At 76.1% G+C, this 19,909-nt stretch carries 21 protein-coding genes; 5 read left to right on the forward strand and 16 right to left on the reverse strand.

The window, feature by feature from the left end; translation table 11 throughout:
* Positions 1-19: 19 nt before the first annotated feature.
* Complete coding sequence (locus GXP71_RS09365; protein ID WP_162354278.1) at positions 20-646, reverse strand: response regulator transcription factor; 627 nt, start codon at positions 644-646, stop codon at positions 20-22.
* 7 nt (positions 647-653) lie between these two features.
* On the opposite strand from GXP71_RS09365, the gene GXP71_RS09370 reads away from it, so the two are divergent.
* Complete coding sequence (locus GXP71_RS09370) at positions 654-1,655, forward strand: phosphoglycerate dehydrogenase (RefSeq protein WP_238402701.1); 1,002 nt, start codon at positions 654-656, stop codon at positions 1,653-1,655.
* A 74-nt stretch (positions 1,656-1,729) separates the two neighbouring features.
* Here the strand turns inward: GXP71_RS09370 and mutM are convergent, their stop codons facing one another.
* From mutM to GXP71_RS09425, 11 genes are all read right to left on the reverse strand, one after another.
* Positions 1,730-2,638, reverse strand: coding sequence for a bifunctional DNA-formamidopyrimidine glycosylase/DNA-(apurinic or apyrimidinic site) lyase (gene mutM / locus GXP71_RS09375; RefSeq protein WP_162352436.1), 909 nt, complete (start codon positions 2,636-2,638; stop codon positions 1,730-1,732).
* A 5-nt stretch (positions 2,639-2,643) separates the two neighbouring features.
* On the reverse strand, positions 2,644-3,435 hold the full coding sequence (gene rnc, locus GXP71_RS09380; RefSeq protein WP_162352437.1) for a ribonuclease III: 792 nt from the start codon (positions 3,433-3,435) through the stop codon (positions 2,644-2,646).
* A gap of 46 nt (positions 3,436-3,481) precedes the next feature.
* Positions 3,482-3,679 carry a 50S ribosomal protein L32 gene (rpmF, locus tag GXP71_RS09385; protein ID WP_162352438.1) on the reverse strand — a complete coding sequence of 66 codons (198 nt, stop codon included), beginning with the start codon at positions 3,677-3,679 and terminating at the stop codon, positions 3,482-3,484.
* A gap of 2 nt (positions 3,680-3,681) precedes the next feature.
* Complete coding sequence (locus GXP71_RS09390; RefSeq protein ID WP_162354280.1) at positions 3,682-4,260, reverse strand: DUF177 domain-containing protein; 579 nt, start codon at positions 4,258-4,260, stop codon at positions 3,682-3,684.
* A gap of 175 nt (positions 4,261-4,435) precedes the next feature.
* Positions 4,436-4,951, reverse strand: a complete 516-nt coding sequence (locus GXP71_RS09395; RefSeq protein ID WP_162352439.1) for an ATP synthase F0 subunit B — start codon at positions 4,949-4,951, stop codon at positions 4,436-4,438.
* Positions 4,948-5,442 (reverse strand): pantetheine-phosphate adenylyltransferase, encoded by a 495-nt coding sequence (gene coaD / locus GXP71_RS09400; RefSeq protein ID WP_162352440.1) that lies wholly within the window; start codon positions 5,440-5,442, stop codon positions 4,948-4,950. Before coaD ends, GXP71_RS09395 begins: the two co-directional genes overlap by 4 nt.
* Before the next feature lie 50 nt (positions 5,443-5,492).
* Complete coding sequence (rsmD, locus tag GXP71_RS09405) at positions 5,493-6,137, reverse strand: 16S rRNA (guanine(966)-N(2))-methyltransferase RsmD (RefSeq protein ID WP_162352441.1); 645 nt, start codon at positions 6,135-6,137, stop codon at positions 5,493-5,495.
* Positions 6,134-7,735 (reverse strand): DUF6297 family protein, encoded by a 1,602-nt coding sequence (locus GXP71_RS09410; protein WP_162352442.1) that lies wholly within the window; start codon positions 7,733-7,735, stop codon positions 6,134-6,136. The genes rsmD and GXP71_RS09410 overlap by 4 nt, the downstream gene beginning before the upstream one ends.
* Positions 7,732-8,421, reverse strand: a complete 690-nt coding sequence (locus GXP71_RS09415; RefSeq protein WP_124344189.1) for an ABC transporter ATP-binding protein — start codon at positions 8,419-8,421, stop codon at positions 7,732-7,734. Before GXP71_RS09415 ends, GXP71_RS09410 begins: the two co-directional genes overlap by 4 nt.
* A 78-nt stretch (positions 8,422-8,499) precedes the next feature.
* Positions 8,500-10,770: an ATP-dependent DNA helicase RecG gene (locus GXP71_RS09420; RefSeq protein WP_202924354.1), complete on the reverse strand. Its 2,271-nt coding sequence runs from the start codon at positions 10,768-10,770 to the stop codon at positions 8,500-8,502.
* Positions 10,770-12,374, reverse strand: a complete 1,605-nt coding sequence (locus GXP71_RS09425) for a DAK2 domain-containing protein (RefSeq protein ID WP_162352443.1) — start codon at positions 12,372-12,374, stop codon at positions 10,770-10,772. Before GXP71_RS09425 ends, GXP71_RS09420 begins: the two co-directional genes overlap by 1 nt.
* Positions 12,375-12,703: 329 nt before the next feature.
* On the opposite strand from GXP71_RS09425, the gene rpmB reads away from it, so the two are divergent.
* The gene (gene rpmB / locus GXP71_RS09430; RefSeq protein ID WP_029289091.1) at positions 12,704-12,895 is read left to right on the forward strand and encodes a 50S ribosomal protein L28; all 192 of its coding nucleotides are present in this window, start codon (positions 12,704-12,706) and stop codon (positions 12,893-12,895) included.
* Positions 12,896-12,981: 86 nt separating this feature from the next.
* On the forward strand, positions 12,982-13,506 hold the full coding sequence (locus GXP71_RS09435; protein WP_162352444.1) for a GNAT family N-acetyltransferase: 525 nt from the start codon (positions 12,982-12,984) through the stop codon (positions 13,504-13,506).
* Positions 13,507-13,707: 201 nt separating this feature from the next.
* Here the strand turns inward: GXP71_RS09435 and GXP71_RS09440 are convergent, their stop codons facing one another.
* Positions 13,708-14,709: a thiamine-phosphate kinase gene (locus GXP71_RS09440; protein ID WP_162352445.1), complete on the reverse strand. Its 1,002-nt coding sequence runs from the start codon at positions 14,707-14,709 to the stop codon at positions 13,708-13,710.
* Between the two features lie 144 nt (positions 14,710-14,853).
* Between GXP71_RS09440 and GXP71_RS09445 the strand changes: the two genes are divergently transcribed.
* On the forward strand, positions 14,854-15,363 hold the full coding sequence (locus GXP71_RS09445) for a DUF3515 family protein (protein WP_238402702.1): 510 nt from the start codon (positions 14,854-14,856) through the stop codon (positions 15,361-15,363).
* Positions 15,364-15,515: 152 nt separating this feature from the next.
* Here the strand turns inward: GXP71_RS09445 and GXP71_RS09450 are convergent, their stop codons facing one another.
* Positions 15,516-16,685 carry a D-alanine--D-alanine ligase family protein gene (locus GXP71_RS09450; RefSeq protein ID WP_370521003.1) on the reverse strand — a complete coding sequence of 390 codons (1,170 nt, stop codon included), beginning with the start codon at positions 16,683-16,685 and terminating at the stop codon, positions 15,516-15,518.
* Positions 16,686-16,764: 79 nt separating this feature from the next.
* Here GXP71_RS09450 and GXP71_RS09455 point away from each other — a divergent pair, with 79 nt between their 5' ends.
* Positions 16,765-17,922 (forward strand): PLP-dependent aspartate aminotransferase family protein, encoded by a 1,158-nt coding sequence (locus GXP71_RS09455; RefSeq protein WP_162352446.1) that lies wholly within the window; start codon positions 16,765-16,767, stop codon positions 17,920-17,922.
* 174 nt (positions 17,923-18,096) lie between these two features.
* Here the strand turns inward: GXP71_RS09455 and GXP71_RS09460 are convergent, their stop codons facing one another.
* On the reverse strand, positions 18,097-19,140 hold the full coding sequence (locus GXP71_RS09460; protein WP_124342441.1) for an NAD(P)H-dependent glycerol-3-phosphate dehydrogenase: 1,044 nt from the start codon (positions 19,138-19,140) through the stop codon (positions 18,097-18,099).
* Positions 19,137-19,901, reverse strand: coding sequence for a 1-acyl-sn-glycerol-3-phosphate acyltransferase (locus GXP71_RS09465; RefSeq protein ID WP_162352447.1), 765 nt, complete (start codon positions 19,899-19,901; stop codon positions 19,137-19,139). Before GXP71_RS09465 ends, GXP71_RS09460 begins: the two co-directional genes overlap by 4 nt.
* Positions 19,902-19,909: the final 8 nt, after the last annotated feature.

The following is a 19,909-nucleotide window of genomic DNA, read 5'->3' on the forward strand; positions in this document are numbered from 1 at the left end:
TCTCGCAGGTCAGAAGGCGTCAGTGGCCCGGCTCGGCGCGCCACCCGGCGTGCTTGCGCGACGCGACCCACGCCGCGACCTGCGTGCGGCGCTGCAGGCCCATCTTGGCCAGCAGCGACGTGATGTGGTTCTTGACGGTCTTCTCGGCGACGCCCAGGCGCTCCGCGATCTCGCGGTTCGACAGGCCCTCGCCGATGAGGTCGAGCACCCGCAGCTCGCTCGGCGTGAGGTTCTCCGTCGGGTCCTCGTGACCGGCCTTGCGGCGCGTCACGGTGCGCTCGTCGAGGAGCGTCCGACCCGCGGCGACCGCGCGGATGACGTCCGTGATCTCGGCCCCGCGGACCGACTTCAGCAGGTAGGCGGCAGCGCCGGCCTCGAGCGCCGCGGCCAGGGCGTCGTCGTCGTCGAACGACGTGAGGACGATCGCGCGGGCCTCGGGCTGCGTCTCGCGCACCGTGCGCATCAGGTCGATGCCGGTGCCGTCGGGCAGCTGCAGATCGACGAGCATGACCTGCGGGCGCACGAGCCCCGCACGACGCACGCCGTCGCCCACGGACCCGGCCTCGGCGACGACGGTCATGCCGTCCGTCCGCTCGACGACCTCGGCGATCCCGCGGCGGACGACCTCGTGGTCGTCGACGATCATGACGGTGATGGGTCCCGACCTCGTCGGCTGGCTGATCGACGGCACGATGGCATCGTATCCAGGTGTGATCACGGTTCTGCTGCCCACCACGCTGGAGGACGCCCCCGCGTTTCCCGACGACGTGCGCGTCGTGCGGTACGCGCCCGACGCGCCGCCGCCCGACGACGCGCTCGACGCCCAGGTCCTCGTCGCGTGGGGCAACAGCGCCGACAACCTCCGGGCGTGCGCCGAGCGGCTGCCGGACCTGCGCTGGGTGCAGACGCTCGCCGCCGGACCGGACGCCGTGCTCGCCGCCGGGTTCGGGCCCGACGTCGCCGTGACGTCGGGCCGTGGCCTGCACGACGGTCCCGTCGCGGAGCACACGCTCGCGCTCGTGCTGGCCGTCGTGCGTCGCCTCCCCGACCTGGTCCGCGCGCAGGCCGAGCACCGGTGGGCCGCCGACCTCGGCGGCGTGCAGCCGGTCCGGCCGCGCGACGCGCTGCGCACCCTCGACGGCGCCCGCGTGGCGGTCTGGGGCTTCGGCTCGATCGCCGGCCGCCTCGCACCGCTGCTCACGGCCCTCGGAGCCGAGGTCACGGGGGTCGCGACGCGGGCCGGTGAACGGCACGGCTTCCCCGTCGTCACCGTCGACGCGCTGCCCGACCTGCTCCCCCGCACCGATCTGCTCGTGAGCCTGCTGCCCGCGACCGACGTGACGCGGCACGCCGTCGACGCGCACGTGCTGGGACTGCTGCCCGCGCACGCGTGGGTCGTCAACGTCGGCCGGGGCGCGACGCTCGACGAGGACGCCCTGCTCGACGCCGTCCGGTCCGGTCGGCTCGCGGGCGCCGCGCTCGACGTGTTCGAGGAGGAGCCGCTGCCTGCGACGTCACCGCTGTGGGACGAGCCGCGGATCCTGGTGAGCCCGCACGCGGCCGGCGGACGACCCGTCGGTGCGGCCGCGCTCGTCGCGGAGAACTACGCCGCGTTCGCGGCCGGGCGTCCGCTGCGCAACGTCGTCGAGCGCTGAGTCACCGCTCGCCGCACGATGCCGCCGAGCGCCGAGTCACGCGCGACGCCGGAGCGGCGTGGACCCGCGCGGCGTCACCAGCGGCCGTTGCGGGGACGCGGCTGGCAGCGCGGGCACGTGTACGACGAGCGGTTCATGAACTCGTCGCGCCGCACGGGCGCTCCGCAGCGCGGGCACGGCCGCCCCTCCTGCCCGTACACGGCGAGCGACCGGTCGAAGTAGCCCGACGCCCCATTGACGTTGACGTACAGGGCGTCGAAGCTCGTGCCGCCCTGCGCGAGCGCCTGCGTCATGACCTCGTGCGCGCCGTCGAGCGCGCGCTCGACCTCAGCCCGGCGCAGCGTGTCCGTCGCACGCGCGTAGTGCAGCCGGGCCCGCCACAGGCCCTCGTCGGCGTAGATGTTGCCGACACCCGAGATGAGCGTCTGGTCGAGCAGCGCGCGCTTGACCCCGGTGCGGCGGGCGCGGACGGCCTCGGCGAGGCGCGCGCGGTCGAGCGCGGGGTCCAGCAGGTCACGGGCGATGTGCGCGACGGGCTCGGGCACCGCGGCGCGGTCCGAGCCGAGGCCGCCGGGCGCACCGTCGGGTGTCGGCACGAGGTCCGGGACGCTGAGGTGGCCGAACGTCCGCTGGTCGACGAAGTCGAGCGCCGAACCGTCGTCAAACCCGAGCCGCACGCGCAGGTGCGGGTGGCGGGCTGCCTCGTCGAGGCTCGCGGCGTCGCGCACGAGCAGCTGCCCGCTCATGCCGAGGTGCGCCAGCAGCGCGTCGTCCTCGCCGTCGAGCAGCAGCCACAGGAACTTGCCGCGCCGCACCGCCGCGTCCAGCCGCCGGCCCGTGAGCCGCCCGCCGAAGTCGAGGGGGCCGGCGACGTGCCGCCGCACGCTGTAGTCGCGATGGACCTCGACACCCGTGATCGTCCGGCCCAGCACGTGGCGTGCGAGCCCGTCGCGGACGGTCTCGACCTCGGGGAGCTCCGGCACGCGGCTCAGCCCTCGACGGACGCGTCCGCGGTGGCGACGACGGGGTCGTCGGCCGGGGCGGGCACGTCCCCCGTGGGGCCGTCGGGTCCGCCGTCGGCGGCCGGCCTGAGCGCGGCCAGCGCCTCCAGGGTGCGGTAGGCGTCCTCGGCGGCGTGCTGCTCGGCGAGCTTCTTCGCCGGTCCGGTGCCGGAGCCGCGCGCCTCGCCCGCGAGGACGGCGCGCGCCGTGAAGGTCCGGGCGTGGTCGGGGCCCTCGCCGACGACCTCGTACGACGGCGCCCCGAGGCCCAGCGCGGCGGACAGCTCCTGCAGCGACGTCTTCCAGTCGAGCCCCGCACCGAGGCCCGCGGCGGCGTCGAGCGTCGGGCCGACGAACCGGTCGACGACCGTGCGGGCCGTCTCGAGCCCGTGCGACAGGTACACCGCGCCGAAGATCGCCTCGAGCGTGTCGGACAGGATCGAGTCCTTGTCCGCCCCGCCGGTCGCGAGCTCGCCCTTGCCGAGCAGCACGAACGCGCCCAGGTCCAGGTCACGCGCGACACCCGCGAGCGCCCGCTGCGAGACGGTCGCGGCCCGCATCTTCGCGAGCGCGCCCTCGGGCTGGTCGGGGTGGCGGCGGTAGAGCGACTCGGTCACGACGAGACCGAGCACGGTGTCGCCGAGGAACTCGAGCCGCTCGTTCGTCGGGATGCCGCCCGCCTCGTGCGCGAACGAGCGGTGGGTCAGCGCCAGCACGAGAAGCTCGGGGTCCAGGTGGACCCCGAGCTTCTCGATGAGCCTGTCGGCCGCGGCACTCATCCCGGTCACAGGGCGGTCAGGTGCGTCACGGCGACGAGCGAGGGTGTCAGCGGGCCTCGTGCTCGCTGCGCACGGCCTCGGCGTAGCGACGGCCGTTGTACGCACCGCACGACGGGCACGCGGCGTGCGACAGCTTGTCCGCCTTGCAGACGGGGCACGAGGTCAGCGTCGCGGCAGTGGTCTTCCACTGCGACCGACGCGCACGGGTGTTGCTGCGCGACATCTTGCGCTTCGGAACCGCCACGGCTAGCTCTCTTTCGTCTCGTCGACCTTGCTCGACAGGCCGCTCAGGGCGGACCAGCGAGGGTCAAGCGTCTCATGCGAATGGTCAGGGTCGTCCGCCAGGCGAGCTCCGCACTCGGAGCACAGACCCGGGCAGTCGGGGCGGCACAGCGGCTGGAACGGCAGAGCCGGCACCACCACGTCCCGCAGCGCGGGCTCGAGGTCGATCAGATCGCCCTCCAGCTCACGCACGTCCTCGTCCTCGTCGCCCTCCTCGACCGCAGCGGCGGCGCGCTCGGGGTAGACGTAGAGCTCCTGGAGGCTGACGTCGACGTCCTCGACGACCTCTTCCAGGCAGCGCACGCACTCCCCGACCGCCCGGCCACGGACGGATCCGGAGACCAGGACTCCCTCCATGACCGCCTCGAGCCGGAGGTCCAGCTCGATGTCGGTACCAGGACGGATGCCGATCACGTCGGTCCCGAGATCCTCCGGGGCACCGACCGTGAGCTGCACGGTCCGCGTCGATCCCGGACGTCGGCCGAGCTCATGCGTGTCGAGCACGAACGGCGAACGGGGATCGAGGTGAACAGGGCGCTGCACGGCCGAAGGTCCCCTCGTCTTGGATCTCGGTCCACGCCACGACCGGCAGGACCAACCGCCAACTCTACGACACGCGACCGGGCGCTCCCAAATCAGCCCGACCTGGCCCGACGGCACCGGTCGGACGGCTGCTCGCCCGGTGGGCCGAGCGGCCAGCCGGCCGGCGCACGACCGCTCAGAGGACGGAGCCCTCCGACCGGTCGTCCACGCCACCGTCCAGGCGGTCCGCGAGCTTCGCACGACCCGCCTGCACCTGGCTCAGCACCTTGCCGAGGTCGATCTCGAAGTCCGCCAGCCGGCGGTCGCAGTAGTCGTCCGCGTCCCGCCGCAGGACCGTCGCCGACTCCTCGGCCTCCCGCACGATCTGCTGCGCCCGCTCGCGGGCCGCCACGACCACGGCCTCCGAGTCGACGAGCTCGTCCGCGCGCTGCCGCGCCTCGGCGATGATGCGGTCCGCCTGCGCCCGCGCCTCGCCCCGTGCGGCGTCCGCGTCCGCGAGCACCTGGTCCGCGCGCGTGAGCTGCGTGGGCAGCACGTCGCGCGCCTGGTCGAGCAGGTCCAGCAGCTCCGCGCGGTTCACGAGCACGGACGACGACATGGGCATGGCCCGGGCCTGCGTCACCGCCGCCGCGATCGCGTCCAGCACGCCCGTGAGGCCCTCGGGCCGGGTCGTCGCGTCCTCGTCGGTCATCGTGCACTCCCTCCCGTCCGCGCGAGCGCCGCGCGCACCGCCTCACCGACCTCGGCCGGCACCAGGCCGTCGATCGGCCCGCCGAACCGGGCCACGTCCTTCACCAGCGACGACGCCACGTGGGCGAGCGCCGGGTCGCCGACCACGAACACCGTCTCGACGCCCGACAGGTGCCGGTTCATGAGCGCCATGGGCAGCTCCGCGTCGAAGTCCGCGCCGCTGCGCAGGCCCTTCACGACCGCCGACGCACCCTGCTCCTGCACGAAGTCCGCGAGCAGGCCGTCGACCGCCTCGACCCGCACGCCGTCGAGGTCCGCGAGCGCCGCGCGGGCCAGCGCGACGCGCTCGTCGGCGGTCAGGAGCGGCGTCTTCGACGAGTTGCGCGCCACGGCGACGACGACCTCGTCGAACATCGTCCGCGCACGCCGCACCACGTCCACGTGGCCGAGGGTGAGGGGGTCGAAGGATCCCGGGCAGACGGCTGTGGTCACCCGGCCAGGGTAGGCGAACGGCCCGCGCGCGCCCGTCGGACGCGGCCGGTTCAGTCCTCGTCCACGCGCGGCGCGAGCCCGTCCGCCGCGGCGCGCGTGCCCGCGGCGGCGTCGGGGCCCGCGGTATCGCTCGGGTCCGTCGCGGCAGGCGTCCGCTCGCCGAACCAGACGACGGTCTCGCCGTAGACGCGACGCTCGACGCCCTCCCACCCGGCGGGCCACGTCGGCTCGGGCGAGCGGCTCGAGCGCTCGACGGCGAGCACGCCGTCGTCGGCGACGGCCGGTGCGACGTCCGCCAGCACCTTGCCGAGGTCGGGCTCCGCGACGTCGTAGGGCGGGTCGACGAGGACGAGGTCCCACGGGGCGACGGGCCGGCGCTGGACGAACTTCTCCGCCCGCTCGGCGGCCACGGTGACGTCGCGGAGGCCGAGCGTCGCGACGTTCCGCCGGCACACCTCGGCGGCGTCGCGCGACGACTCCACCAGTGTCACGGCCACCGCGCCGCGGCTGGCGGCCTCCAGCCCGAGCGCACCCGAGCCGGCGTACAGGTCGAGCACGCGTGCGCCCGACACGACGCCCAGGTGCTCGAGCCGGGAGAACAGCGCTTCGCGGACGCGCTCGCTCGTCGGCCGCGTGCCGCGGCGCGGCACCTGGAGCGTGCGGCCGCCGGCGGCCCCGGCGACGATGCGCGTCACCGGCGCGCCCCGGGCTTCTCGGGCGGGTTCTCCTGCGCGTCCATGATCCGCTCCATGAGCGGTCGGGTCTCGACCGACGACGCGACGAGCACCGCGATCACGGAGAACAGCACCTGCGCGGCGAGGAACACGGGCCCGGTCCGGCCGACGAGGATCGCGATCCACACGGGCAGCAGGCCGAGCACGACGACGTCGGGCCCGCGCGCGAGCACCGCGGCGACACCGCCCGGCAGGGCACCCATGGGCGTCGAGACGAGCGGTCCCGACCAGTCCGGGGCCGAGCGGTACGCGGCCCGGACGGCCGCGGCGGCCCAGACCGGCGTCGCGGCGACCGCGAGGGCGAGCCACCCGACGAGCCGGTCGGCCCACAGGCCGACGGCCGCGAACGCCAGGAGCGACCACGCGAGCATCGCGACGCCGGGCACGACCATGCGCAGCCGCCGGACCGTCTTCGCCTCGAGCGGCAGGAGCCGGTCGAGGACGGGGGCCATCTCGGCGCGTCGCGCGCCCTCCCCGGTGGCGCTCGCGGCGGCGTAGCCGGAGAGCAGCACGGCCATGAGGACGCCGAACGGGGACGCGAGCTGCGGGACGACCACGACGATCGCCGGCACGAGCGCCGCGACGAGGAGCTGCACGAGGTGCCGGGTCGAGCGCCGCAGCACGACGAGGTCGGCGGTGACGAGCGCGGACGCGGCACCTCGGACGGTCCGCAGCCGGCTGACGCGACGACGCGCGGACGGCAGCGCGCCGTCGGTGAGCGCGCGCCCCAGCTCGCGCGAGTCGAGCGAGACGACCGCGCCGACCGCCTGGGCCGCGACCGAGCCGCTCTCCCGCAGGGACCGCTCCGGGATGTGCGCCAGGCGGCGGTCGACGAGCACGCCGAGCCCCACGACGAGCACCGCGAGCACCGCGACGACGGGCCAGCCGGGCGCGGGCGGCGGCAGCTGGACATCGGTGACGAGCAGGACGGCGGCCGCCGCGAGCGCCGCGACCGCGACGAGGTCGCCCGTGAGCGCGAGTGTGCGGCGCGCGGTGCCCGTGGTCTGCGCGGCTGCGGCGACCAGGACGACGGCGGCGGCCGCGAACGCGGCGGCGACGGTGACCCGGCTCACGGTGCCGCCGGACTCGGCCAGCAGCCCTGCGTCGAGCACCGCGACCAGCACACCGCCCACGAGCCCGGCCACGACGGGCAGGCGCAGCGACGCGGGGCGCAGCAGGCCCCGCCGGTCGACGGGCAGACCCAGCCACCACGCCGCCTCCGCGCCACCGGCCCCGACGGGCCCGAGGCGACCCGCGACCGACAGCAGCGCCCCGGCGCCCGCGACGAGCACGACCGCGACGAGGGTCGACAGGTCGAGCGCCCAGCCTGTGACCACGTGCGACGCCGGGTGCACCTCGAGCCGGAGGGTGCGCGCCGCGCCGAGGGCGACGAGCACGCCGACGCCGACCGCGATCACGGCGTAGTAGACGTCGGACAGGACCGAGCCGAGATTCGCGCCGCCGCGCGCGTTGCCTGCGTGCGCGGTGTACCGGCGGATGGCGCGCGCGGACGGGACCTCGCCGACGTCGGAGGGCGCGACCGCCGCCTCGTCGCTCACGGGTTCTCCCGGCTGATGACGCGGGCCGCCTCGGCCGGGTCCACCACGCGGCTGACGTCGTCCGACACGACCACGGCACGGTCGGCGACCGCGCGCACCAGGTCGGGGTCGTGCGTGGCGAGCAGCACCGCGCCGCCGTCGCGCTTCTCGACGTTCAGGCGGTCGGCCAACCGGTCGCGCATCGCGCGGTCGAGGCGCTGCTCGGGCTCGTCGAGCACCAGCAGCGATCGTGGACGCGCGAACCCGGCGGCGAGGAGCAGCCGCCGGCGCTGGCCCGAGGACAGCGCGACGGGCAGCGCGCGACGGTGGTCGGAGAGCCCGAACTCGTCGAGCAGCGTGTCGACGACGCCGTCGGCACCGAGCACGCCGTGGCCGCGCGCGGTGAGGTACAGGTGCTCCGCGACGGTGAGCGCCGGGAAGTACGCGTCGTCGTCGAGCACCGCCGCGACCCGGGTGCGGAAGAGCACGTCGCGCTCGTCGACCGGGTCGCCGAACACGCGCAGCGTGCCCTGCGCCGGCGTGAGCAGACCGAGGATCGTCTTGAGCACCGTCGACTTGCCCGAGCCGTTGGCGCCGACCAGCGCGACCGCCTTCCCGGGGGCGAGGGTGAAGCTGACCGGCGCGCACACGGGTGCCCCGCCGTAGCCGACTACCAGGTCCTGGGCGCGCACGACGGGCTTCGACACGCCCGCCAGGGTAGACCGCCCGCCCGTGCACGCCGCACCGCCCGTGGTCGGCGCCGTCGTCCACGGTGGAACGTCCGCTCAGGCGCGGTCGAGGAACTCCTCGCGGTCCCCCGCGAGCAGCGCGCGGATCGCGTCGTCCAGCGGGGGCCACGACGTGAGGTCCGGGTCGCGCTCGACCAGCGCGCGCGCGTCCTGGCGCGCCTGCTCGATCACGTCACCGTCACGCGTGACGCGCAGGAGACGCAGCGACGAGGACCCGCCCCACTGGGACGCGCCGAGCACGTCGCCCTCGCCGCGCTGCTCGAGGTCGAAGCTCGCGAGGGCGAACCCGTCGGACGTGCGCGCGAGCGTGTCCACGCGCTCCGCCGCAGGGGTCCCGGGCTCGGCGGTCGAGACGAGCAGGCAGACACCAGGAGCGGCGCCGCGCCCGATCCGGCCGCGCAGCTGGTGCAGCTGCGACACGCCGAACCTGTCGGCGTCGAGGATCACCATGACCGTCGCCTCGGGGACGTCGACGCCGACCTCGACGACCGTCGTCGACACGAGGACCGGTACTCGCCCCGACGCGAAGTCGGCGAGCGCGCGGTCCTTCTCGTCGGGCGGCATGCGCCCGTGCAGCACGCCGACCCCGAGCCCGGACAGCGCGGGCTCCTCGGCGAGCTCGGCGGCGACCTCGAGCACGGCGCGCAGCGGCCGCCGCGGGACGGTCGGCCCGGCGTCGTCCTCGGGCGCGTCCTCGCGGACGAGGTCCGCGTCGTCGGCGCCCTGGTCGTCGTCGCCGTCGATGCGCGGGCACACGACGTACGCGCGGCCGCCCTTGTCGACCTCCTCGCGCACGCGCGCCCAGGTGCGCGACATCCACACGGGGTTGTCGGCGGGGACGACGTGCGTCACGACGCCGCTGCGACCCGCGGGCACCTCGCGGAGCACCGACGTCTCGAGGTCGCCGAACACGGTCATCGCGACGGTCCGCGGGATGGGCGTGGCCGTCATGACGAGCAGGTGCGGGCTGGTGGACGCCTTGGCCCGCAGCGTGTCCCGCTGCTCGACGCCGAACTTGTGCTGCTCGTCGACGACGACGAGCCCGAGGTCGGCGAACTGCACGGTCGCCGACAGCAGCGCGTGGGTCCCGACGACGATCCCCGCGGCACCGCTCGCCGCGTCGAGCAGCGCGGCCTTGCGGGCCGCGGTCGACTGCGACCCGGTGAGCAGCACGACGCGCGTGGCGGTGTCGGCGCCGCCGAGCATGCCGCCCTCCGCGAGGTCGCCGAGCAGCGCGCGCAGCGACCGGGCGTGCTGTGCGGCGAGCACCTCGGTCGGCGCGAGCAGCGCGGCCTGGCCGCCTCCGTCGACGACCTGGAGCATCGCGCGCAGCGCGACGAGCGTCTTGCCGGACCCGACCTCGCCCTGCAGCAGCCGCTGCATGGGCACGGGTCGCGCGAGCTCGGCGGCGATCGTCTCCCCGACCTCACGCTGCCCGGCGGTGAGCGTGAACGGCAGCCGCGCGTCGAACGCCGCGCGCAGGCCGTCGCTCACCGGGGGTCGTGCGGTCGCGGGCTCGGCGGCGGCGCGCGCACGTCGGCGCGCCAGCTCGGCCTGCAGGACGAACGCCTCCTCGTAGCGCAGCCGGTCGCGCGCGGTCTGCCAGTCGGCCGCGGTGTGCGGCTCGTGGAGGTCGCGCAGCGTGCGGTGCAGGTCGGCGAGCCCGCGCTCCTCGCGCAGCCCGGGCGGGACCGGGTCGACGACGTCCTCGTCCCGCAGCGTGCCGAGGACCGTGCGGACGGCGGCCGCGATCTTCGTCGTGTCGAGCCCCGACCCGGCCCGGTAGACGGGCCGCGGCCACGAGGCGCGCTCGACGGCGACCCGCTCGCCCTCGCCGTCGTCGTCGAACATCTCGTACGTCGGGTGCGCGAGCTGCAGGTGCCCGCCGAACGCGGAGATCTGCCCGGTGAACAGCCCGCGCCGCCCGGGGACCAGCAGGCGCTCGTGGTGCCGCGCCCCGCCGAAGAAGATGAGCTGCAGCTCGGCGCGACCGTCGGTGATCCGCACCTCGAGCCGCGACGCGTTCGTCGACCGCGCCCGGCGCACGACGGCCTGCCGCACGTCCGCGACGACCGTCACGGTGTCCCCGACGCGCAGGCTGGCGATGTCGGTGAGCGTCCCGGGGTCGGCGTACCGGAACGGGTAGTGCCGCAGCAGGTCGCCGACGGTCCGCATCCCGAGCGCCGCGAACGGCTTGCCGGCGCGCGGTGCGACCGACGTCACCGGGGAGTCCAGGTACCCGCCGCGCGGCTCGACGCCGTCGACGTACCGGACCCCTCCCTGACCGCCCTGCACCCGCCGTGCCATCAGTCCACCCCCACCCAGAACGCCGCCCCGCTCCGGGTCGGCCCCACGACGACCGGCTCGAGCCCGCGCGCCGCGGCCGCTGCGTGGACGTGAGCGGTCGTCGCGTCGTCGAGCGGGTCGCGGTGGAGCACGGTGAGGCTCTCGCCGCCCGGCCCGGTCAGCACGTCGTCGACGGCCGCGGGCAGCGCGGACGCCTCGTCGACGCGGACGACCCGCAGCCGGCCCAGCGCGCGGACCGCGTCGTGCACCGCGGCCGCGGTCCCGGACGACGACGCGGACGACGCGAACGCGAGGGTCGCGACGACCACGCGCAGCTCGTCGTCCGCGTCGAGCACCTCGACGACCGGGCCGGGCCGGTCCGCGAGCGCCTCCGCCCCGACGACGCCCCCGGGCAGGAGCGCGACGTCGGACGCTCCCGTGTCGGCGACCGCCCGCGCGACGTGCGTCGCGGTGACGGGCGTGTCCGGCACGACGAGCACGACCGCACCCGCGGCCGCGTACCAGGCGGCCAGGGCCGGGGCGGCGGTGCACGCGACGAGGCCCCAGCGGGCCTCGGGCTCCGCGTCGAGGGTCTGCCCGTGCGGGGCGTCGACGAGCCGCACGACGGCCTGCTCGCGCGCACCGAGCGCCGCCGCGTCGATGGCGGCCGCCGGGTCGTCGGTGTGCACGTGCACGTGCCAGACGCCGTCCCCGCCGACGACCGCGACCGAGTCGCCGACCTCCGTCAGCCGTGCCTGCAACGGGCCGGCCAGGTCCGCGTCGGCGTCCGCGCGCACGACCAGCATGACCTCGAAGGCCCCGCTCCCCTCGTGGTCCGCGTGCGCGTGGTGCTCGACGGGCGGCAGCCAGGGCGCGGGCGTCGTCGGCTCGGGCGTCCCGGTCATCGCGCGGTGCAGCGCGTCGAGCACCACCAGGAGCGCACACGCCCCGGCGTCGGGGACGTGCTCACGCCGCAGGACCGGGTGCTCGGCGCTGATGAGCTCCAGCGCGGCGCGCGCGTCGTCGAGCACGGTGCCGAGCACCGTCGCGGCGGGGAGGCGCGGGTCGAGGGACGCGGCCCTCGCGGCGACCGTGTCGGCCAGCGTGAGGACCGTCCCCTCGGACGGCTCGGCGACCGCGGCCCGCGCCGCGGTGGCCGCGGACGCGAGCGCCCGGACGACGTCCGGGGCGGGCTCGTCACGCCCGGCGACGTGCGGCGGTGCCGGCTTCGCGGGGCCCGGGACGGCCAGGGCGGTCGACGCCGCCGGCGCGGCCAGGGCCGCCGGGGCCGCGAGCAGCGGCACCGACGGGTCCGACGGCGCGGCACCCGCCAGACTGTCGGCGAAGCCCGCCAGGTACTGGCTGAGGATGACCCCGGAGTTGCCGCGCGCGGCGAGCAGCGCGCCGCGCGCGAACGCGCGCGCCACGGCGAGCGTGTCGGTCCCGGCGGGCAGCGCCGCGACGGCCTCGGCTCCCCCGGTGATCGTCAGCAGCGCGTTCGTGCCGGTGTCGGCGTCCGCGACCGGGAAGACGTTGACCGCGTCGACGGCGGGCCGCGCGAGCGCGAGCGCCGTCCGGGCCCCGCCGGCCCAGGCGCGCAGCACGTCGGCGTCGAGCACGTCCATCCCTCCGGTCACCGCCCGGGCGTCGGTCCGAGGCGCACGCGCGCGCCGGCGGCGGGCGGCCCGAGGTCCCGCTGCTGGTGCCCCACCCTGCCGCATCGCACCCACATTTGGGTCGCCTGCGGGCCATGGGCTAGTCTTGACCGGTTGCCCGACGACTCGGGCACAGGTGACGCGCGGGCCACACCGGCCCGTCGACCCCGATCCGGTCGCCCCCAGGCCCGGTGACGGACGCGTCCCGACAACCGACTTCGTCGCGGTCCCCGCGACGTGCCCGCATCGGTCCCGACTCGTCGGGGCCGGGACCGACCGCAAGAACACAGGAGAAGATCGTGGCTGCCAACTGCGACGTCTGCGCCAAGGGCCCGAGCTTCGGGCACAGCATCTCGCACTCGCACGTGCGCACGAAGCGCCGCTGGAACCCCAACATCCAGCGCGTCCGCGCCGTCGTCGCGGGCACCCCGAAGCGCCTCAACGTGTGCACCTCGTGCCTCAAGGCCGGCAAGGTCCAGCGCGCCGTCTGACGCCGCCGCACCACCGGTCGCAAGGCCCGCGAGGCAATCGCCTCGCGGGCCTTCGCCATGCCCGGACCATGTGGCAGGGTGACGTCATGATGGAGCAGCTCGACGAGGTGACCGTCCGCGCCGCCGGAGCCGCCGACGCCGCTGCCATCGCGGCCGTCCACGTCCGGTCCTGGCAGGAGGCGTACGCGGGCATCGTCCCGGCCGACTACCTCGCGAGCCTCGACGTCGACGCCCGCGCGCGAGACTGGCAGGGCTACCTCGCGCACGGCGCCGAGGACCGCGTGCGGACCTGGGTCGCCGAGGCCGGCGGGCAGATCATCGGCTTCATCTCCGTCGGTCCGGCCCGCGACGAGGACGCGAACCGCGGCGACCGCGAGATCTACTCCATCTACCTCGACCCCGGCACGTGGGGCCACGGCGTCGCGCGGGACCTCATGCGCACCGTGCTGTCCGAGGTGGGCGACCGCACGCGCGTCTCGCTGTGGGTGCTGGCCGCGAACGAGCGAGCCCGCCACTTCTACCGCCGGCACGGGTTCCAGGCCGACGGCGTCGAGCGCTACGACGACGTCGGCGGCGCCGAGCTCCTCGAGGTCCGGTACCGCCGCAACTGACGTCCCGGGGCGCCCCTCGACCCTACCGACAGCGCCGGGACCGGGTGCAGCACCTGCCGCCGTCAGGACCCGGGTGCAGAGCCTGCCGCGGTCGGGACCGGGTGCAGCACCTGCCGCCGTCAGGACCCGGGTGCAGAGCCTGCCGCGGCGGCTTCCGTCGCGGCTCACCCACGGCGTCCGCGGACCGCTCCGTCGGGCGCCTCAGCCCGCGAAGTGGTCCCAGCCCGGCGCGACGTCCGGCACCCGCCCGCCGACCAGCACCCGCGGCCCGTCACCGGTGCCGCCGGCGGCGCGCACGACGCCGATCCGCCGGAACGGCGCGGGAGGCTCGACGTCCGGCGGGAACGTCGCGAGCAGCCCGTGGTCCTCGCCGCCGCCCAGCACCCACGCGAGCGGGTCGACGCCCAGCCGCTCGGCCGTCGCGCGCACGCGCGCGACGTCACGCGCCAGCCCGTCCGGGCCGGCGGTCGACGGGTCGTCGAGGTCGACGAGCACGCCGCTCGCACGTGCGAGCCTTCCGGCGTCGCGCAGCAGCCCGTCGGACACGTCCAGCATCGCGGTCGCCCCGGCGGTCGCGGCGAGCGGTCCCGCGCGCAGCGGCGACGACGGCCGCCGGAACGCCGTGACCGCGTCGGGATCGACGTCGGGCCGGTCGGCGGCCAGGGCGGCCCACCCCGCGGCGGACGTCCCGCACGCACCCGCGTGGGCCACGACGTCGCCGGGACGCGCGCCGGACCGCAGGACCGGTGCACGGCCCTCGAGATCGCCGTGCGCGGTCACGGACACGACGACCAGCGGACCGCCGGAGAGATCCCCACCCACGACGTCCACGCCGTGCAGCCGGCACGCGTCGCCGAACCCGCGCGCGAGGCCCTCGACCCAGTCCGCCGGCAGGTCGCCGGGCACGACGAGCGCGACGACCAGGCTCGTCGGCACGGCGCCCATCGACGCGACGTCCGCGAGGTTCTGCACCGCGGCACGGTGCCCGACGTCGTCACCCGTGGACCACGCACGGCGGAAGTGCCGGTCCTCGACGAGCACGTCGGTCGTCACGACGAAGCGGCCGTCCGGCGCGGTCACGACGGCCGCGTCGTCGCCCGGCCCCACGAGCGTGCGGGGACCCCGCGGCAGGTGCGGGAAGATGCGGGCGAGCAGCCCGTCCTCGGACAGGTCGGCGACGCGCGGGCCTGGCTGGTCGGTCACGCCGCCACGCTAGACGCCCGCGCGGCGCACCCGCGCACCGCACCGGGCGTGGTGTGGATCACGCTCGGGACGACCCGGGCGTCGCGACGCCGCCGCGGTCGGACGGCGGGCGGGAGCGGTCCACGGCGCGGGTTACCGTGGCGTGTGCTCTCGACCCGATCCCGTCTGCGCGCGACCGTGGCCGTCGCGGCGCTCCTCGCCCTCGGCGGCTGCGCGCAGGCCGTGCCGGTGACGGTCGCGCCGCACGCCACCGATCCCGTGTGCGCGGACGTCGTGCTCTCGACGCCCGACACGCTCGGCGACGACCTGGAGCGCGTCGACACGACGAGCCAGGCGACCACGGCGTGGGGCGACCCGCACGCCGCGGTCGTGCTGCGGTGCGGCGTCGAGCCGCTGGGCCCCACGACGGACCGGTGCGTGACGGTCGAGGCGCCCGACGGCACGTCCGTCGACTGGGTCGTCGTCGCGGACGACCCGCAGGACGAGCAGGGTTCGGACTGGACGTTCACGACCTACGGCCGCGTCCCGGCGGTCGAGGTGCGGGTGCCGGCCGAGGTCGCCGCGACGACGAGCAGCACGTCCTTCGTCGACGTGCTGGGCCCGGCGGTCGCGCAGGCCGCGGTCGAGCGCTCCTGCGTCGGCCTCACCGGCTAGGCGTCGGCCTCACCGGCCAGGCGTCGGCCTGGCCAGGCGTCGGCCTGACCGGCCAGGCGTCGGCCTGGCCAGGCGTCGGCCTGGCCAGGCGTCGGCCTGACCGGCCGAGGCGTCGGCCGCACGGCTGGTCGCCGCGTCGTGGGCGACCCTCGTCAGCGCAGACCGGTCGGGCGCGCCAGCGCGAGCTGCACGAGCTCGTCGACCAGCTCCGGGTACGTCACGCCCGACGCCTCCCACATGCGCGGGTACATCGAGTACGGCGTGAAGCCCGGCATGGTGTTGATCTCGTTGACCACGACCTCGCCGTCGGGCGTGACGAACACGTCGACGCGCGCGATGCCCTCGCACCCGATGGCCTCGAACGTGCGCACCGCCGCGTCGCGCACCCGGGCGACGACGTCGTCGGGCAGGTCGGCCGGGCACGACAGCGTCACGCCGCCCTCGTCGAGGTACTTCGCCTCGAAGTCGTAGAAGGTGTGCCGGGGGTCGGTGACGACGATCTCGCCCGGCAGGGACGCGCGCGCCCGCTGCCCGTCGCGCCCGCCGATGACGCCGCACTCGACCTCGCGCCCGACGATGCCCGCCTCGACGACGACCTTGGGGTCGTGCTCGCGCGCGGTCGCGAGCGCCGCCGGGAGGTCGGCGAGGTCGTCGACGCGCGTGATGCCGAGGCTGGACCCGGCGCGCGCGGGCTTGACGAACAGCGGCAGGCCGAGCGCCTCGACCCGCTGCGCGACGCCCTCGGGGTCGCGGTCCTGCTCGCCCGGGAGGATCACCGTGAACGGCCCGACGGGCAGGCCGTGGCCCGCGAGGACGAGCTTCATCATGTGCTTGTCCATGCCGACGGCCGACGCGAGCACACCCGCGCCGACGTACCGCACGTCGGCGAGCTCGAGCATCCCCTGCAGCGTGCCGTCCTCGCCGAAGGGACCGTGCAGCAGCGGGAAGACGACGTCGACGGCGCCCAGCGTGCGCGGCAGCGCACCCGCCTCGAGCACCTGCACGTCGCGGTCGTCGGTCGCCTGCGGCAGCAGCACGTGCGCGGCGGTGTCCTCGACCTGAGGCAGCCGGCCGTCGCGGATCGCCCAGCGGTCCGGGTCGTCCTCGGCGAGCACCCAGCGACCGGTCGGCGTGATGCCCACCGCGACGACGTCGTAGCGGTCGCGGTCGAGCGCCCGGAGGACACCGCCGGCGGTCGCGCAGCTGATCGCGTGCTCGCCCGAGCGGCCGCCGAACAGCACCATGACGCGCGGCCGCGCGCTCGTGCCGTCCTGCGCGGAGCCGGCGGTGGGGGTGGGTGACGGGGGCGCGGTGTCGTTCATCGCGCCCGACCCTACCGGGCGCGGGCCGCCGCTCCGGACGGTCCGGACCGGTCCCCCGACGGGCGCGTACCGTGGCGCCATGCCCGACGGTCTGCCCCAGTCCCCCGCCACGCTCGTCGTCAGCTCCGGCCGCCCGGCCCGCACGCAGGCCGCTCCGGTGAACCCGCCGATCGTCCTGTCCTCGACGTACGTCTCGCAGGGCGAGGTGCCTGACGGCGAGCTGTTCTACGCGCGGGCGGACACCGAGACGTGGCACCCGTTCGAGCAGACGCTCGGCGCGCTCGAGCGCTCGACGCGGCCGGCCCTGCTGTTCGGGTCGGGCATGGCGGCGATCGCGGCGGCGCTGTCCCTCGTGCCGCCCGGCGGGCGGGTCGTCGCGCCGCGGCACGCGTACAACGTCACGCTCGTGCACGCGCAGGACCTCGCCGCGCGCTCGGGCCTCGAGGTCGTCCCGGTCGACATCGACGACACGGACGCGGTGGTCGCGGCCGTCCAGGGCGACGGGACGCCCGCCGCGATGCTGTGGGTCGAGTCGCCGACCAACCCGATGCTCGAGGTCGCCGACCTGCCCGCGCTCGTCGACGCGGCTCACGCCGTGGGCGCGCTCGTCGCGGTCGACAACACGTTCGCGACACCGCTGGGCCAGCGTCCGCTGACGCTCGGTGCCGACGTCGTCGTCCACTCGGTGACGAAGTACCTCGCCGGGCACTCCGACGTCGTGCTCGGGGCCGCGCTCGCCGACGACCCCGCGGTGCACGCCGCGCTGCGCCGGCACCGCACCGTCCACGGCGCGATCGCGGGCCCCACGGAGGCGTGGCTGGCCCTGCGCGGGCTGCGGACCCTGGCGCTCCGCGTCGAGCGGTCGCAGGCCAACGCGGCCGAGATCGCCCGCCGCCTCGCCGCGCACCCGGGCGTCGCGCAGGTGCGCCACCCGAGCCTCCCCGAGGACCCCGGGCACGCGCGGGCCGCGGCGCAGATGGACGGGTTCGGCTCGATCATCGGCCTGCGACCGCGCGGCGGAGTCGCGGCCGCCGACGCGCTCGTCGCCGGGGTGCGACTGTGGGTGCCCGCGACGAGCCTCGGTGGCGTCGAGTCGAGCCTCGAGCGGCGACGCCGCTTCCCGCTCGAGACGGTCACCGTGCCCGAGGACCTGCTGCGGCTGTCCGTCGGGATCGAGGACGTCGAGGACCTGTGGCGCGACCTCGCGCAGGCGCTGGACGCCGCGACGGCCGGCTGACGCGACCGGGTGGGCGCCCTGCGCCCGGCGGCAGCGGGAGGCCGCGGGCGGCTCCCCGGCCGACGACGCCCTCAGGCGCCTGCGCGAGGGCGACGCCGGGGCGCTCCCCCGGCCGGCGACACCCTCGGGCGCGTGCGGGAGGGGCGACCTGCCGCGGCGCGGACGCGCGGTCGGTCAGGCGCCCTCGGCCTTGTGCGGACGTGCGAGCAGCAGCGGAGCGAGCTGGTCGACGGGAAGCCCTTCGTGCAGGACGCGGACGACGGCGTGCGTGATGGGCATCTCGACGCCGAGCGACGTCGCGAGCTCGAGGACCGACCGGCACGACTTGACGCCCTCCGCGGTGCCGCCGGTCGCGGCGATCGCCTCGTCGAGCGTCATGCCACGGCCGATGTGACCGCCCAGCGTGTGGTTGCGCGAGTCGGGCGACGCGCACGTCGCCATGAGGTCGCCCATGCCCGCGAGGCCTGGGAACGTCTCGGCGTCGGCACCGAGCGCGAGCCCGAGGCGCGTGATCTCGACCAGGCCGCGCGTGATGACGGTCGCCATCGTGTTGTAGCCGAGCCCGCGCCCTTGCGAGATGCCGACCGCGAGCGCGATGACGTTCTTCACGGCGCCGCACAGCTCGACGCCGACGACGTCGGGGTTCGTGTAGGGGCGGAAGTACGCCGACGCGCACGCACGCGCGACCAGGCGGGCGGTCTCGTCGCTCGTGGACGCGATGACGGTGGCCGTCGGCTGGCGGCGCGCGATCTCGCGCGCGAGGTTCGGGCCCGAGACGACGGCCACACGGGACGCGTCGATCGCCAGGGCCTCGGCGACGACCTCGCTCATGCGCTGGTCGGTCGAGAGCTCGACGCCCTTCATGAGCGACACGACGACCGTGCGCGGCCCGACGGCGTCACGCAGCGGCTCGAGCACGGTGCGCGCCTGCTGGGACGGCACGGCGACCGCGACGACGTCGGCGCCCCGGACCGCGGCGTGCGCGTCGGTCGTCGCCGTGATGCGCCACGGCAGCTCGACGCCCGGCAGGTACGCCTCGTTGCGGTGCTCGTCGGCGATCTGGCGGCAGGTCTTCTCGTCGCGGCCCCAGACCGTCACGTCGCAGCCCGCGTCGGCCATCACCGCGGCGAAGGTGGTGCCCCAGCTCCCCGCGCCGAGGACGGTCGCGCGCAGCCGCGGGGCCGCGGGCTCGTCGGGCGGCAGCAGGTCGGCCGTCACGGCACCTCCGGACGCGGTGCGGCGTCCCCGCCGGCGCTCGCGTCGCGCGGGGCGTTCGGCTTGCGCATGTCGTAGCGGACCGTCGGCGCCGGCTCGGCGCGCAGGTCCTCGAGCAGCGTGGTGATCGCCGCCATGACGCGCTCGGTCGCCTCACGGAGCGTCGCGTTGTCCTGCGGGCGGTCGTACAGGTCGTCGAGGTCGACGGGCGGCCCGGCGACGACGGAGACCTTCTTCGGCGGGATCGGCCTGAGCAGCTTCTTGTACCGGCCGAGCAGGGTCTGCGGGCCCCACTGCGCGACCGGGATCACGGGAGCCCGGGTCGTCAGCGCGAGCCGTGCGACACCCGTCTTGCCGACCATGGGCCACAGCTCCGGGTCACGCGTGAGCGTCCCCTCGGGGAAGACCGCGACACACGCCCCGTCGTCGATCGCCGCGATGGCCGACTGCAGCGACTCCCCGGCCGCCGCCGTGTTGCGGTGCACGGGGATCTGGCCGGTCGCGAGCAGCACCTTGCCGACCACGGGGACCTTGAACAGCGACGCCTTCGCGAGGATCTTCGGCGTGAAGCCGTTGTCCCACAGGAAGTGCGCGAACGTCAGCGGGTCGATGTTCGTCATGTGGTTCGACGCGACGATGAAGCCACGGTCGCGCGGCATGTGCTCCACGCCGCGCCAGTCGCGCTTCGTCATGGCGAGCAGCGGCGGGCGCAGGATGAAGGCGACGACGCGGAAGGCGCGGGGCGAGTTCGGCGGCGGCGGCACGGGAGGGG

The organism is Cellulomonas sp. H30R-01, from assembly GCF_010119915.1.
GTDB classification, from domain to species: Bacteria; Actinomycetota; Actinomycetes; order Actinomycetales; family Cellulomonadaceae; genus Cellulomonas; species Cellulomonas algicola.